A 14,358-nucleotide genomic window follows, 5' to 3' on the forward strand; every position below is an offset into this window, starting at 1 on the left:
TTGCGCACGGTTATGACACGGACGGATCAACCTGAGCGTGAATTCGAGTACGGCTGGGAGGACTTTGAGGCGGCACGCAAGCTGCTCTACGCAGTGACCGGGATCAGCATGGCTGATAGCAAGTTTCAGTTGGTCTACAGCCGGTTGGCCAGGCGCCTGCGTGCTCTGCGACTGAAATCGGTCGCACAGTACCTGCGCTACCTGGCCGATCATGGTGAGGAACAGGAACACTTCGTCAACGCGCTAACGACCAATCTGACGTCGTTTTTCCGCGAACCGCACCACTTTGAGGTACTGGCCCGGTTTCTGCGCGAGCACGCGGGCCGGGGGCGGCGCTTTAGCCTCTGGTGCGCTGCGGCAAGTACCGGCGAGGAGCCTTATTCGATGGCGATGGTGGCGTTGGAGGCACTGGGCGACAACCCTCCGGTATCGATTATCGCAACCGATATTGACAGCCAGGTGCTGCAGCATGGCCGAAACGGGATCTATACCGCCGAGCGTTGTCGTGGCATCTCAACAGCGCGCTTGAAGCGCTTCTGCCTGCGAGGCAAGGCCGGCACCCCGCATCAGGATATGGTCAAGATGCGCCCCGAACTGGGACGGCTCATCGAGTTTCGTACTCTCAATCTACTGTCGAACCAGTGGGCTCTGAGCCCACCTTTCGACATTATTTTTTGTCGCAACGTGATGATTTATTTCGATAAACCCACCCAGCGCAAGCTGCTCGAGCGCATGGTGCCTATGCTCACTGATGATGGACTTTACATAGCAGGGCACTCGGAAAGCTTCACCAACGCGAGCAACCTGGTGCGATTGGTCGATCGCACAGTGTATGTCCCGGTAAGGAGAACGACATGAGCGCAGCGGCGGCGGAGGTGGCGGTGAATCAGTACTTTGATCGCTATTTTGACCGTCAGGCGACGAAGATCTTGCCCGGCGAATACTACGCAACCAAGGAACCGGAGGTGATTGTCACGGTACTGGGTTCCTGTGTTGCGGCCTGCATCCGCGACAAGGTCAGCGGCATCGGCGGCATGAATCACTTTTTGTTGCCTCTGGATGGCTCGGCCGAGCCGGGAAAGCCGACACAATCGGCGCGTTATGGCGCCTACGCGATGGAATTGCTGATCAATGAGGTCATAAAGCTCGGTGGCCGTCGGGAACGGCTGGAGGCAAAGGTATTCGGCGGGGCCGCAGTATTGCGCGGGATGTTGCTCAATGATGTTGGCAAACGCAACGCCGAGTTTGTTGAACAGTATCTGCGTAATGAACATATCCCGATTGCCGCGGCCGACCTGCTGCTGGACTTTCCGCGCAAGGTGTATTTCTTTCCGGAGACTGGGCAAGTCTGGGTAAAACGCATTAAGACAATCAAGAACGACACTATCTTCGAGCGTGAGCGCGAGTATCGGCAGCGAGTCAAACAAGACGTTGAAAGTGGCAGCGTTGATCTGTTTGAGGAGTAGCGCATGACCATATCGGTGTTAGTGGTTGATGATTCGGCGTTGATTCGTCAGGTGCTGGGCGAGCTTATTCGAACCGCCCCCGGGTTTCGTCTGGTTGGCACGGCCAGCGACGCCTACGCTGCCCGTGATCTGGTCAACGAGTTCGCACCGGATGTGATTACTCTGGATATCGAAATGCCGCGCATGGATGGCCTGACGTTTTTGGCCAAGCTGATGAAGGCGCGCCCGACCCCTGTGGTGATGGTGTCGACGCTCACGGAAGAGGGGGCGGACGCGACGTTGCGCGCGCTGGAGCTGGGCGCGGTCGATTTTGTCGCCAAGCCCAAGCTGGACATCAGAAAGGGGTTGGAGGAGTACCGCGAGGTGCTGCTCGACAAGCTTCGCGCTGCAGCCCAGGCCAAGGTCAAACGGGCCGCGCCCAAGGCGGCTGGCGGCGGCGCGATACCGGACACAATCAGCTACCAGGGCACCGAGCATGTAATTGCAATTGGCGCCTCGACCGGTGGTACCGAGGCGATCAGAGCCGTACTTGAAGCGCTGCCGGTGGGGATGCCGGGTATCGTCATGACGCAGCACATGCCGCCCGGGTTTACGACTTCTTATGCCGCGCGCCTCGATCGGGTTTCACGTTTGCGGGTACAGGAAGTGAAGGGCGGTGAACGCATCTTGCCCGGACACGCGTATCTGGCTCCTGGCGACAAGCACCTGCTGGTCGAGCGCTACGGGGCAGATCTGGTGTGCAGGCTTTCCGATGCGGACCCGGTGAATCGACACAAGCCGTCGGTCGATGTGATGTTCGACTCGGTAGCGCGCACCTGTGGCGCCAGTGCAACCGGTGTGCTGTTGACCGGTATGGGCAAGGATGGCGGGCAGGGCATGCTGACCATGCAGCAACACGGTGCCCTGACCATCGCCCAGGATGAAGCGAGTTGCGTGGTATTTGGTATGCCGAAAGAGGCGATTCGTCTGGGCGGCGTGTCCGAGGTGCTGCCGCTGGAGCACGTTGCCGCCCGCCTGGTCAATCACATGAAGCAAGTCGGACGCGGCAACCGGGTATAAAGCGATACCCGGTTTCTTGATTCACAGAGCACCAAAGACCTTACGCGCCAGGCTGCTGGCCGCAGCGGCGGGGTCGTTGCGGATTGAGGCTTCCTGTTCGGCAATCATCGTAAACAGACCATCGAGGGCTTTTTCGGTCACGTAGTTCTCAACGCTAGTTGCGCTCGGGTCGACCACGCCAAAGCCGGCGGCTTGCGAGGCAAACGCATTGTATTGCTGCGCTACACCAACCTGATCTGTAGCCGCTTTTACCGAGGGCAAAAACAGGGCGCGGATTTGCTCGCGGCTGTTTCGCTCCAGGTATTGAGTCGCCGAGTCGTTACCCCCGGTGATAATGCCCTTGGCGTCAGTCAGGCTCATATTGCTGATGGCATTGACCAGAATGGTTTCGGCCTGAGGCACTGCTGCTTCTGCTGCAGCGTTCATGCTGTTTTCCAGCGCGGTGATCTGGCTTCCCATGCCCATCATTTTCAGCGTACGGGCGGCACTGCCCAGTTTGCCCGGCAACTCAATGCGCACATCCGGGTTGTTGCTGAAGCCGCCGGGGGTACCCAATTCGCTGACGGCCACCCTGGCGCTCTGAGTCAGCGCCTCTTTCATCGCCACCGCCGTGTCCTGCTGGCTAAAATCTGACAGTGATAACGCGAATGCATTAAACGACAGCAGGGTAGTGCAGAGCATCAGGGCGAGGCGCTTCATGGTCAGGACTCTCCAGTGACAGATATCTGTACGACTGTAGTTCAGCAGCGGGCGCGCCGCGAGTCAGCCGGGCTGCCTGAGCTGCGACAAGAGAGGGCGCAATGCGCCCTCTGGGTAGTTATTCAAGCGGTGACCGGCACTTCGCGCTGTCTGTCCACCATATCCTTGTCCAGTCGGCGCCAGGTCAACAGGAAGCACAGCCCGCTGGCGGCGTAGAGGCAGGCCATGATGACCATGGAGGTCTGCAGGCTTTGCGCATAGACCTGCCCGCAGACTTGCTGCAGGTTCTCGGCTAGCTGACCAACCACCGCGGGATGGCATTGATTGCGCGCCAGCTCACCCGCGGCGACACCCAGCTCGGCAACGCCGGACTTGAAGAAAATGTCGGACACCGCGCCAATGAACAGCGGACCAAAGCCGTAGCCAAGCAGGTTGACCAGCAGCAGCATCACTGCCGTGGCCATAGCACGCACTCGCATGCTGACCACACCCTGGCCGATGGTGTATTGAGCGGCCAGGTAGCCGTACTTCACGAAGCCGCCGATGACCAGGCCGATTGCTGCGTAGAGCAGGCTGTCGGTGGTGAAGGCAAAAATATAGAAGGGCACAGACAGCGTCAGACCTGCCGCCGGTACCCAGGCGATGGCACCTGGGTGCTTTTTGTAAATTCTGGTCGCCAGCCAACCGGTGGCGAAGGTGCCAATGGCAGCTGACAGCGCTACTGGGGTGTTGATCCAGATGGCTGCCTGGCCGGCGGTGATTTCGTAGGTGCGAACTAGAAAGAGCGACTGGAACGAGGAGATGCCGTAACCACAAAACGCGGCAATTGTGGCGCCGGCGGTCATCAGCCAGAACGCTGGCTTGCCCATAAGCTCATGGATCGCCTCCTTCAGGCCTGCTCGCTCCTTCTTCTCGGTAACCTGGGGGTCTGTGTAGCCGCGGGGCGGCTCCTTGACCGTCAGTTTGAAGACAAGGGCAACCAGCAACCCGGGCAAACCGACAACAAAAAAGGCGGTGCGCCAGTCGAACATGTCGGTGACCCAACCGCCAATCAGGTTGGCAAACATAGTGCCGAGGGTGACGCCCATGGCGTAGAAGCCCAGCGCCTGAGAGCGCTCTCGCGGGATAAAATAATCTGCAATCAGGGAGTTGGCCGGCGGGGTACAGCCAGCCTCGCCGATTCCCACACCGACGCGACATATCAGCAGAATCCAGAACGCCCCTATCGTTATCGAGCCAATAGTCACTTCCGTTGCAAGGCCGCAGGCGGCCGTCATCAGCGACCATAGCGCCACACAGACGGTCATGATCCATACGCGATGACCAACATCGGCAAAGCGGGCTAGCGGAATACCCACGGCGGTGTAGAGCAGGGCGAAACCGAAGCCGGTAAGAAGGCCAAACTGCGTATCAGTAATTTTGAGATCCGGCACCAGATCGGGGCCGACGACTGCTAGCAGGGCGCGGTCGACGAAGTTCAAGATGTAAATGAGGGTTAAGGCCAAGAGTACATAGTTGCGGTACGCCTTGGACCCGTAGCCGGCCACTTGGCCTAGCCCCCTGCTTTCTCCGCCAATGACGGCTCCCATGGTCAACCCCCTGCTGAGTATCTTGTTATTAGTAGATGCCGGCTGCAGTCAGGCGCGCCTGATGCTTACCGCACGATCCTCAGCATATCGATAATTGGCGCGGCTGCGGCCCATCGCGGATGAGTCTTTGTGACCGACTGTGTCAGCAGCCCGAGGGGGGATAACAGCGCAGCCGCCGAGCGGCGTGGCCTACGCGCCAAACGGCCGTATGAGAGGCTCGGCGTCGATCCATGATGCAAATGCCACGGTATTGATGGCGCGGTAGGGGCTGCCGGCCTGCGCAGGAACGAAAGGGGAATGGGATTCGGCACCTGAGTGGAATGAGTCTGGTTTGGCTTGGCTGGCAACTCTTCGCGGGCTGGCTAGTGGTAGTGACGTGCCTTTCACACGGGGCACCGCAGCCAGAAAACGCTACCTGTGCTTCCTTAGTCTAATACGCCACTTATTCGTGCAGTTCCGGTTTTATAAAGACATTAAAAATCAATGGATTAAACGGTATTTCGAATATTTATTAGAGGTAATAAAGCGCGCGTAAGCGCTGCGTTCTACCAAAGTCTTACTCTTCACTTGCGCATCCCGGTGCTACCGTTACTGACGTAATAACAACAACAATGGAGACGCTAATGTCCATGTCAAAAGAAGAGGCAGCGCGCGGTTACTGGCGTGAAAACCTCAAACTCATGCTGACCTTGCTGGTCGTCTGGTTTGTGGTTTCCTTCGGTGCCGGCGTGCTGTTCGTAGACCAGCTCAACGCCATCCAGTTCTTCGGCTTCCCGCTGGGGTTCTGGTTTGCCCAGCAGGGTTCCATCTACGCCTTCGTGGTGCTCATCTTCGTGTACGTCTGGAAGATGAACCAGCTCGATCGCAAGTACGACTTCCACGAAGAATAAGAACAGGATCCCAGCGATGGATACCCAAACTCTGATCTATCTGTTCGTCGGCGCGACCTTCGCGCTGTATATCGCCATTGCCATCTGGTCTCGCGCGGGTAGCACCAGCGAATACTACGTGGCGAGCAAAGGCGTACACCCAATTGCCAACGGTATGGCTACCGGTGCTGACTGGATGTCCGCTGCATCCTTCATCTCCATGGCCGGTATCATTTCCTTCACTGGTTTCGATGGCTCGGTCTACCTGATGGGCTGGACCGGCGGCTACGTGCTGTTGGCGATGTGTCTGGCGCCCTACCTGCGCAAGTTCGGTAAATTTACCGTGCCGGAGTTTGTTGGCGAGCGTTACTACTCGCAGACTGCCCGGGTGGTTGCGGTGATCTGTGTGATCTTCATTTCCTTCACTTATGTGGCAGGTCAGATGCGCGGTGTTGGCATCGTGTTCTCCCGTTACCTGGAAGTGGATATCAACACTGGCGTCGTTATCGGCATGGCCATCGTGTTCTTCTACGCCGTTCTCGGCGGCATGAAGGGCATCACCTACACCCAGGTAGCGCAATACTGCGTGATGATCTTCGCCTACATGGTTCCAGCTATTTATATCTCCATGCTGATTACCGGCAACCCGATCCCGCAATTGGGCTTTGGTAGCGAGGTAACCGGTACCGGACAATCGGTGCTGGAACGCCTAAACGGGCTGGGCGCTGAACTTGGCTTTGGGGCATACACCGACGGTTCCAAGTCGACCATCGATGTGTTCTTCATCACCATGGCGCTGATGGTCGGTACTGCCGGTCTGCCGCACGTAATCGTGCGCTTCTTCACCACGCCGACCGTGCGTGATGCGCGCAAGTCTGCTGGTTACGCGCTGCTGTTCATTGCGATTCTGTACACCACTGCGCCGGCGGTTGCTGCGTTTGCTCGTACCAACCTGCTGACCTCTGTTCCGAACGTTGCCTATGAGCAGGTTCCGACCTGGCTGAAGACGTGGGAGAACGCCGGTCTGATCGCTTGGCAGGACAAGAACAACGATGGTGTGATTCAGTACGGCCCGGGTGCTCCGTTCGTTGGTGCTCCGAAGTTCACTGATGAGCGTGGTGCCAACGGCGAGCGTCTGATCAGCAACGAGCCGACTGCTGCCACCACGGAGCTGTATGTGGACCGCGACATCATGGTTCTGGCCAACCCGGAAATTGCGGATCTGCCCGGCTGGGTGGTTGCGCTGATTGCGGCGGGTGGTCTAGCTGCGGCGTTGTCTACTGCGGCGGGTCTACTGCTGGTGATTTCTACCTCTGTCTCCCACGACCTGCTGAAGAGCAACATGGCGCCGAACATTACCGAAAAGCAGGAACTGCTGGCTGCCCGGGTAGCTGCGGGTGTCGCCATCGCCATTGCGGGTCTGTTCGGGATTTATCCACCGGCCTTCGTGGCGCAGGTGGTCGCCTTCGCGTTCGGACTGGCGGCGGCCTCGTTCTTCCCGGTCATCGTCATGGGTATTTTCTCGAAGAAGATGAACAAGGAAGGGGCTATCGCCGGGATGATCGTCGGTCTGACCTTCACCTTCAGCTATATCGTCTACTTCAAGTTCATCAACCCGACTGCGACTGCAGAAGACTGGTGGTTTGGCATTTCGCCGGAAGGGATTGGTACCTTGGGCATGATCTTTAACTTCATCGCTGCGGTATTGGTTGCCTCTGTGACCAAGGCGCCGCCGGAGAAGATCCAGCACCTGATTGAGGATATTCGTATCCCGCGTGGTGCCGGTGCAGCAGTCGATCACTGATCGCTGATGCCGAAATGAAAACGCCCCGCATCATGCGGGGCGTTTTTTATTGCCTGTAGATCAGAAGCGCCAGGTGGCCTGAGTGGCCAGGCCGTGTGCGGAATTGCTGAACTCCGCCGTGTAGTCGGCGGTGTTGATCTCGCCTTTGGCCTCATGCAGGTATGAATAGGCTACATCCAGAGTCAGGTCGGGAGTCACGTCCCAACCTGCGCCGAGTGAGAATACCTTGCGGTCCGATACCGGAATACGCACGGTGCGGTGGGTATCGTTGGTCGGAGACGGATCGTAGGTAAACCCAGCACGCAAAACCCACTCCGGGTTGAGCTGGTAGGCTGCACCCACAGCCCATGACAGGATGTCATCCCACTGCATTTCTTCGACGATGCTACCGATGCGCCCCTGATAGGCGGCAGCAACGCCGTCGTTTTCGATCACGATTTTGTCGAGACGGCTCCAGCGCGTCCAGGTAGTACCTGCGTAAAGGGTCCAAGCGTTATCAACAGCCCAGGTCAAAGAGGTGTCGATAGATTCAGGCGAGGTGAAGTCCAGCCCCGCATCGTAGGTACCGTTCAAGCCGGGAGCGACGGAACCGGTGACACGGGTACGTCCTTCCAGTGCGTAATCCACCTTGGAGTGATAGGTCAGACCCCAGCGCAGATGGTCGTTGATGTCGACCAACACGCCGGCGTTAAAACCGTAGCCGAAATCGTCGCCCTTGACGTTAACGAGGGTGTCCGGGCCAACGCCGGGAGCGACGGCGTGCGGCGAGTTGCGAGTCAACTTACCCTTGATCTGGTTGATAGTCGGGCCAAAGCCAACCGATACCCGCTCATTAACCTGATAGCTCAGAGTCGGCTGCAGGGTAACTACCTGCACGCCGCTATACATGCCGTGGTAGCGGCCCTGAAAACCTTTCTCGTAGTCGCCGATGACACCAAACGGCGCATAGACACCGATACCTGCGTGCCAGCGGTCGTTCAGCGGGGTCACCAGATAGCCGAAGGGGACGGTGGCAACAGGAACCATGTCGCCGTCGTTGCTACCGGCAAAGATGCCTTGTGCGTTCTCAATGTCGGTTGAGGCGAAGATGGTCGCGAAGCCGCCAACAACTTCAGTTCTGTCCAACTTGGACATGCCGGCCGGGTTGCCAAACAGGGTGCTGGCGTCTTCGGCGGCGGATGAGCGTCCTGCAAATCCAGTTCCCATGCCGCTGGCGCTTTGCTCGTTGATGCTGAGCCCGTTAGCAGCAGCGCTGGTAGAGGCAAGGGTGACGGCCAGGGCAACAGTAGACTTCAGCCAGGCGTGTCTGGTCATGGAATGCTCCGCAAATGATCGAGGTTCTTGAAAGGGCGCGCACGCTATCAAGAATCACTGTCATTTACTAGCGCTATCTGGCGGTATAAGTGGAGTTGTTGGCGTCAAATGACGACAATTTGCACGTTTGTGTCGCTACATGCTGCCGATTCGAGCTTGCCGCAGTCGGCGCCAGTGCCGAAGTCGGGATTCCAGGTCCGCGAGCGTGAGCAGCTTTTCGCGTCGGGCAAGCGATAGCAGGATGAGCATCAACTCGGCGGTAGCAAGTGCATCTGCGGCGGCGTGGTGACGTTGCTGGTTGACCACCTTGAAATGCTGCTGCCAATCGTCGAGGCTCTGTCTCCTGCTGCCTTGGGGGCAAAGCATAGGTGCCAACTCGGCCACATCCAGGAAGCGGTGTCGCAATCTATGGCCCAATTCATCACGCAAACCGCGTTGCAGCATGCGGTGGTCGAACGCTGCATGAAACGCGATAAAAACGCACTGTCCGGCAAAATCCATGAAATCGAGCAGAGCGTCGGCCGCGGCCACGCCCTCCGCGACGGCGCTGGGGGCAATGCCGTGAATCAGCACTGACTCGGTGACGCGGTGATTTTCCTGATACAGCGTGCATTCGTACTGACTGCCGAGGTCGATCAGTCCGTTTTCGATCACCACCGCGCCAACGGACAGGATACGGTCGCGATTGACGTTCAGGCCGCTGGTTTCCAGGTCCATGACGACAAAACGGCAGTCCGAAAGAAGCGTGCTGTCCAGCGGCTGGGCTTGCGGCAGTGCATCAAGGCGCGCTTGCTGGTGTGCCGTCAAGCCGCGCCTGCGCTTGTGCAACCACGCCAGTGGGTTCACAGGTTGTACCTCAATGCCAGGCTGGCCTGCAGACGCTTGGCTTGACGGAATGACTCGCGCAGGATGCGGCGGTCGAGTTGATTCAAGCTCTCCGGATCCAGCCGGTTGCTGAAGGGCTTGCCGTCACGCTCCTGTTGCTGATGCTGCTGCATGCGCACCAACTGGATGAACTGATAACCCTCGATGTAGGCATCGGCGTCCTGTGGATCAAGTACCCTGCGCTCGCGCAATTGCTGCAGGCGCTCAAGGGTATTGCTGACGCTGATACCGTTAGCCAAGGCGAGCAACCTGGCGCCATCAACAAAGGGGCTTAGCCCTTGCACCTTGGTATCCAGAGTGTCCTTTTCAGCACCCGAGCGGGCAACCACAAAGTCACGCAAGCGGCCAATCGGCGGGCGGTTCAGCAGGGCGTTTTGAGCCATCTGCTGCTGGAACAGGGTGTTGTTGCCGATCTGCCGTAGCACTTCCGCAAATAATTGTTCAGCGCCGCGTTTGTCACCCCAGACCACCCGAAAATCGAAGTAAATGGATGAGCTGAGCAAGTTGGCTGGTGTCGTGCTGCGAACCATGCGGGCGAATTTGTCCCGCCATTCCTGAGCTGAAAGACATAGTTCAGGGTTGCTGGCCATGATGTTGCCCTTGCACAGGGTAAAGCCACACACGGCCAGTGCATGGTTGATATGGCTGGCCAGTGGCAGCAGTTGCTGGCGACGGGACTCTGCTTCGGCGCTCGAGGCTGCGGTGAACAGCATGCCGTTGTCCTGATCCGTATGCAGAGTCTGCTCCTGACGGCCCTCGCTACCGAAGCACAGCCAGCTGAAGGGGATGCCGGGGTCGCCATGGGCAAGCAGACTCAATTCGATCACCCGGCACACAGTGTGGTCGTTGAACAGTGTGATGATGCGGGTAATCTGGCCGGATGACGCGCCGTGGGCCAGCATGCTGTCTACCAGTTTGTGAATCTCGCTGCGCAGCTCGGCGAGACGCTCAACAGTCTCTGCCTGTCGGAGCATGCGGGCGAGATGCACGAGATTCACCCGCTGCAGCGAGAACAGATCGCGTTCCGATACAACACCGGTCAATTTGCCGTTGTCGACCAGACAGATGTGGGCAATGTGGCGCCTGGTCATGGCGATGGCTGCATCAAAGGCGCTTGAAGAGGAGGGTAGTGCGGTGGGTTTGGGGGTCATCACCGTGGCGATACTGTTGTCGAGGTTCGCCTCATCGTTGGCAATCAGCGCGCGCAGGTCGCGCAGGGTAAAGATGCCCGCGGGCGACTGCTGCTGATCGATGATAACGATGCTCCCGACTCCAGCCTCGTGCATCTGTTTTACTGCGTTGCGGATACTGGTTTCCGGTGCGCATTGAACTGGCCTGCGGGTAATCAGGCTGTCTAGCCGAGTATCGAGCGAGTACTGTGCGCCGAGCGTTTCACTAGCCTGTTTCTGCGCCTGCTGATTGACCTGCTCCAGCAGGCTGCTGACGCCACGCAGCGCGAAGTCCCTGAACGGCAGTGACTGGCTGAACAGGGTGACGAAGTCGTCGCGCTTGATCGTCAGGCAAAAGCTGTCTTCGGCTGCGCGGTGCAGCGTGCGAGTTGCCCGTTCGCCCAGCAGCGCTGCCAGCGGAAAGCACTCGCCTGTGCCGATTTCAAAGGTAGTATCCGGCTCATCCCGTCCGGGCACCACGCGCTCGCCCCGAATCAGCCCCTGCTTGACGATGAAGAAGTGCTGAACCGGCCCGTCCTGCGGCTGCAAAATCGGATCGCCAGCAGCAAAAAATCGGAGCTGTGCATGCTCCACCAACCAGGCGAGATGACTCTGCTCCATAAGGTTGAATGGCGGGTAACCGAGCAGAAAGCCGATGATGCCCTGAATGTTCTGCATCACCGCAGTTTTGCCGGCTTGGGTGAACCTGTCGTCTTTGTTCATCGGCTGTAGGCCTTCTTGTTTGCCGCCAGTGTTGCGCTGTTGCTGGTCCGGGACTATCCGACCTTGGTCGCTGATCAATGCACAGTCTGAACTTGCATCGCAAGTACATGGACAAGTGATTTCATATGACTAGTCATTTTGTTATTGTTGCGCCTTCAAACACGCCGCGCGTGACTTGTCAGTCGACGTAATACCGTCAGCGCGAGCGGCGCGTTCGCTCAGTATAGTAAGGCAGGGTGCTGGGATGCCGCCTCCGCGTTTGCGGGGTAACAGGTTGAGTTTGTTCAAGGGGTAGGGCTTGATCAAGGTACTGGTGGTTGATGACCATGACCTCGTGCGTATGGGCATCAGTCGTATGCTGAGTGATGTCCCTGGGCTCTCCGTGATCGGCGAGGCGGACAGCGGTGAAACTGCCGTGACCCGCGCTCGTGAGCTCAAGCCGGATGTCATCCTTATGGACGTGCGCATGCCGGGTATTGGTGGCCTCGAAGCCACCCGCAAACTGGTGCAGCACGACAAACACGTCAAAGTGATTGCTGTCACCGTCTGCGACGAAGAACCGTTTCCAACCCGTCTCATGCAAGCCGGTGCGGCAGGTTATGTGACCAAGGGTGCAGCGCTCGAAGAAATGGTTTCCGCAATCCGTCAGGTGCACTCCGGTCAGCGTTACATCAGTCCTGACGTCGCCCAGCAACTCGCTCTCAAACAGTTCAATCCCGGTGGCGACTCTCCTTTCGACTGCCTTTCCGAGCGTGAAATTCAGATTACCTTGATGATCGTCAGCTGTGAGAAAGTGCAAAGTATCTCCGACAAGTTGTGCCTGAGCCCGAAGACGGTAAATACCTACCGCTACCGTATTTTCGAAAAGCTCGGCATTACCAGTGATGTCGAGCTAACCCTGCTGGCCGTGCGCCACGGCATGGTCGATGCAACTCGGCAGTGAGTACCTCTCCCGCATTTGATGCCAAAGCCTTTCTGGCCGCGGCCAGCAGCAAACCCGGCGTCTATCGGATGTTCGATGCCGAGGGCGAGCTGCTGTACGTCGGTAAGGCTGGCAACCTTAAAAAACGCCTGTCGAGCTACTTTCGCAAGACCGGCCTGAGCCCCAAAACCGAGGCGCTGGTTGCCCGCATCCAGCAGGTCGATACTACGATCACGGCCAACGAGACCGAAGCGCTGCTGCTGGAACAGAGTCTGATTAAGGCCAATCGCCCGCCGTACAACATTCTGCTTCGGGACGACAAGTCCTACCCGTACGTGTTTTTGTCGAGTAACGATGCGTTCCCGCGCCTGGGGCTACACCGTGGGAGCAAGCGGGCGAAAGGGCGTTATTTTGGCCCTTACCCCAGTGCCGGGGCGATTCGTGAGAGCCTCAACCTGCTACAGAAGGCGTTCCTGGTTCGCCAGTGTGAGGACAGTTACTACCGCAATCGCACACGTCCGTGCCTGCAGTACCAGATTAAGCGCTGCAAAGCGCCTTGCGTAGGCCTGGTGGACGCAGCGGAGTACGCAGAGGATGTCCGTCACTCGGTGATGTTTCTGGAAGGTCGCAGCAATGCACTGAATGACGAGCTGACGTCCGCAATGGAGCAGGCATCGATGGCGCTTGATTTCGAGCGCGCGGCCGAGTTGCGCGACCAGCTCGCATTGCTGCGCCGGGTGCAGGACCAGCAGAATATCGACACCGAGCATGGGAGTGCGGACATCGTTGCTGCAGCGGTCGCGCCCGGTGGCGCCTGCGTGCACGTCATTATGGTCCGCCACGGTCGGGTGCTGGGCAGCAAGAACCACTTCCCGCGGGTCCCGATCGAGCAGCAGCCGGGTGAAGTGCTGTCGGCCTTTTTGCCTCAGTACTATCTCGGGGCCGCGGAGCGTGAAGTGCCGGCAGAAATCATCGTCAATGCTGAGAATGAGGACTTCCCGGTGATCACCAGCGCGCTGAGTGAGGCGCGGGGCTTCAACGTCAGCATCACGGCACGTGTGCGGGGCACCCGACGACGTTGGCAGGAATTGGCCGCCAGTAACGCCGAGCAATCGCTCGCCAGCCTGCTGAGCAATCGGCAGCACGTCCAGCAGCGTTTTGAGGCGTTGCAGCAGGCGCTGATGCTTGATGAGCTGCCGACTCGACTCGAGTGCTACGACATCAGTCACTCGAGCGGGGAGGCTACGGTCGCCTCATGCGTCGTGTTTGGACCGGAGGGGCCGCTCAAAAGCGATTACCGCCGCTTCAATATCGAAGGGGTAACTGCGGGCGATGACTATGCAGCGATGCACCAGGCGCTGATGCGGCGCTTCTCGCGGATCAAGGACGGTGAGGGCAAGATGCCCGACATCCTGCTGGTCGACGGTGGCAAGGGCCAGATGAATATGGCTCGTGACGTGCTGCAGGAGCTAGCCATCCATGATCTGACACTGGTCGGCGTCGCCAAAGGTGTCACCCGTAAGGCGGGTATGGAAACCCTTTACCTCAATACACCGGACAACGAGCTGGTCCTGCCCGGCCATTCGCCTGCGCTGCATCTGATTCAGCACATACGAGATGAAGCGCACCGCTTTGCGATTACCGGACACCGGCAGCGCAGAGGCAAGGCGCGAACCAGTTCCAGCCTTGAAGGTATCGCCGGGGTAGGGCCCAAGCGCCGCCGTGAGCTGCTGAAGCACTTCGGTGGGTTGCAAGAGTTGAAAAGGGCGAGTGCCGTGGAAATCGCCAAGGCACCGGGTATCAGCAAAAAACTCGCAGAACAGATTTATGCTGTTCTGCATAGCGATTAGAATGGCCAC

12 protein-coding genes are annotated in these 14,358 nt (G+C 58.5%); 7 read left to right on the forward strand and 5 right to left on the reverse strand.

The genetic code is table 11. The annotated features are described in order from the left end of the window. Positions 1-12: 12 nt before the first annotated feature. The 3 genes from AAFM31_RS02640 to AAFM31_RS02650 are packed head-to-tail and all read left to right on the forward strand — an operon-like array spanning position 13 to position 2,525. A complete protein-coding gene (locus AAFM31_RS02640; RefSeq protein WP_341706339.1) occupies positions 13-858 on the forward strand; it encodes a CheR family methyltransferase in 846 nt (281 codons plus the stop codon). Beyond that, a complete protein-coding gene (gene cheD / locus AAFM31_RS02645) occupies positions 855-1,466 on the forward strand; it encodes a chemoreceptor glutamine deamidase CheD (RefSeq protein ID WP_341706340.1) in 612 nt (203 codons plus the stop codon). The genes AAFM31_RS02640 and cheD overlap by 4 nt, the downstream gene beginning before the upstream one ends. A 3-nt stretch (positions 1,467-1,469) precedes the next feature. Then, the gene (locus AAFM31_RS02650) at positions 1,470-2,525 is read left to right on the forward strand and encodes a chemotaxis response regulator protein-glutamate methylesterase (RefSeq protein ID WP_341706341.1); all 1,056 of its coding nucleotides are present in this window, start codon (positions 1,470-1,472) and stop codon (positions 2,523-2,525) included. A 21-nt stretch (positions 2,526-2,546) separates the two neighbouring features. On the opposite strand, the gene AAFM31_RS02655 is transcribed toward AAFM31_RS02650, so the two are convergent. Further along, the gene (locus AAFM31_RS02655; RefSeq protein WP_341706342.1) at positions 2,547-3,224 is read right to left on the reverse strand and encodes a DUF4197 domain-containing protein; all 678 of its coding nucleotides are present in this window, start codon (positions 3,222-3,224) and stop codon (positions 2,547-2,549) included. Positions 3,225-3,346: 122 nt separating this feature from the next. Beyond that, on the reverse strand, positions 3,347-4,813 hold the full coding sequence (locus AAFM31_RS02660; RefSeq protein WP_341706343.1) for an MFS transporter: 1,467 nt from the start codon (positions 4,811-4,813) through the stop codon (positions 3,347-3,349). Between the two features lie 623 nt (positions 4,814-5,436). Between AAFM31_RS02660 and AAFM31_RS02665 the strand changes: the two genes are divergently transcribed. Together AAFM31_RS02665 and AAFM31_RS02670 are read left to right on the forward strand one after the other, a co-directional pair. Next, a complete protein-coding gene (locus AAFM31_RS02665) occupies positions 5,437-5,703 on the forward strand; it encodes a DUF4212 domain-containing protein (RefSeq protein ID WP_088274190.1) in 267 nt (88 codons plus the stop codon). A gap of 16 nt (positions 5,704-5,719) precedes the next feature. Continuing rightward, on the forward strand, positions 5,720-7,486 hold the full coding sequence (locus tag AAFM31_RS02670) for a sodium:solute symporter family protein (protein ID WP_341706344.1): 1,767 nt from the start codon (positions 5,720-5,722) through the stop codon (positions 7,484-7,486). A 60-nt stretch (positions 7,487-7,546) separates the two neighbouring features. Here the strand turns inward: AAFM31_RS02670 and AAFM31_RS02675 are convergent, their stop codons facing one another. The 3 genes from AAFM31_RS02675 to AAFM31_RS02685 form a co-directional block, all read right to left on the reverse strand. Further along, positions 7,547-8,800 (reverse strand): outer membrane protein transport protein, encoded by a 1,254-nt coding sequence (locus tag AAFM31_RS02675; protein ID WP_341706345.1) that lies wholly within the window; start codon positions 8,798-8,800, stop codon positions 7,547-7,549. A 135-nt stretch (positions 8,801-8,935) separates the two neighbouring features. Continuing rightward, positions 8,936-9,646 carry a 3'-5' exonuclease gene (locus AAFM31_RS02680; RefSeq protein WP_341706346.1) on the reverse strand — a complete coding sequence of 237 codons (711 nt, stop codon included), beginning with the start codon at positions 9,644-9,646 and terminating at the stop codon, positions 8,936-8,938. Beyond that, a complete protein-coding gene (locus tag AAFM31_RS02685; RefSeq protein WP_341706348.1) occupies positions 9,643-11,577 on the reverse strand; it encodes a putative nucleotidyltransferase substrate binding domain-containing protein in 1,935 nt (644 codons plus the stop codon). Before AAFM31_RS02685 ends, AAFM31_RS02680 begins: the two co-directional genes overlap by 4 nt. Positions 11,578-11,875: 298 nt before the next feature. Between AAFM31_RS02685 and uvrY the strand changes: the two genes are divergently transcribed. Further along, positions 11,876-12,520, forward strand: coding sequence for a UvrY/SirA/GacA family response regulator transcription factor (gene uvrY / locus AAFM31_RS02690; protein WP_341706349.1), 645 nt, complete (start codon positions 11,876-11,878; stop codon positions 12,518-12,520). Beyond that, positions 12,517-14,349: an excinuclease ABC subunit UvrC gene (gene uvrC, locus AAFM31_RS02695; protein WP_341706350.1), complete on the forward strand. Its 1,833-nt coding sequence runs from the start codon at positions 12,517-12,519 to the stop codon at positions 14,347-14,349. Before uvrY ends, uvrC begins: the two co-directional genes overlap by 4 nt. Positions 14,350-14,358 lie beyond the last annotated feature (9 nt).

The organism is Halopseudomonas sp. (assembly GCF_038130085.1).
In the GTDB taxonomy this organism is placed as follows: Bacteria; Pseudomonadota; Gammaproteobacteria; order Pseudomonadales; family Pseudomonadaceae; genus Halopseudomonas.

Coding starts and splice junctions, on each gene's coding strand:
- AAFM31_RS02640 (WP_341706339.1), top strand. CDS start 13: ATGACACGGACGGATCAACCTGAGCGTGAATTCGAGTACGGCTGGGAG.
- cheD (WP_341706340.1), top strand. CDS start 855: ATGAGCGCAGCGGCGGCGGAGGTGGCGGTGAATCAGTACTTTGATCGC.
- AAFM31_RS02650 (WP_341706341.1), top strand. CDS start 1,470: ATGACCATATCGGTGTTAGTGGTTGATGATTCGGCGTTGATTCGTCAG.
- AAFM31_RS02655 (WP_341706342.1), bottom strand. CDS start 3,224: ATGAAGCGCCTCGCCCTGATGCTCTGCACTACCCTGCTGTCGTTTAAT.
- AAFM31_RS02660 (WP_341706343.1), bottom strand. CDS start 4,813: ATGGGAGCCGTCATTGGCGGAGAAAGCAGGGGGCTAGGCCAAGTGGCC.
- AAFM31_RS02665 (WP_088274190.1), top strand. CDS start 5,437: ATGTCCATGTCAAAAGAAGAGGCAGCGCGCGGTTACTGGCGTGAAAAC.
- AAFM31_RS02670 (WP_341706344.1), top strand. CDS start 5,720: ATGGATACCCAAACTCTGATCTATCTGTTCGTCGGCGCGACCTTCGCG.
- AAFM31_RS02675 (WP_341706345.1), bottom strand. CDS start 8,800: ATGACCAGACACGCCTGGCTGAAGTCTACTGTTGCCCTGGCCGTCACC.
- AAFM31_RS02685 (WP_341706348.1), bottom strand. CDS start 11,577: ATGAACAAAGACGACAGGTTCACCCAAGCCGGCAAAACTGCGGTGATG.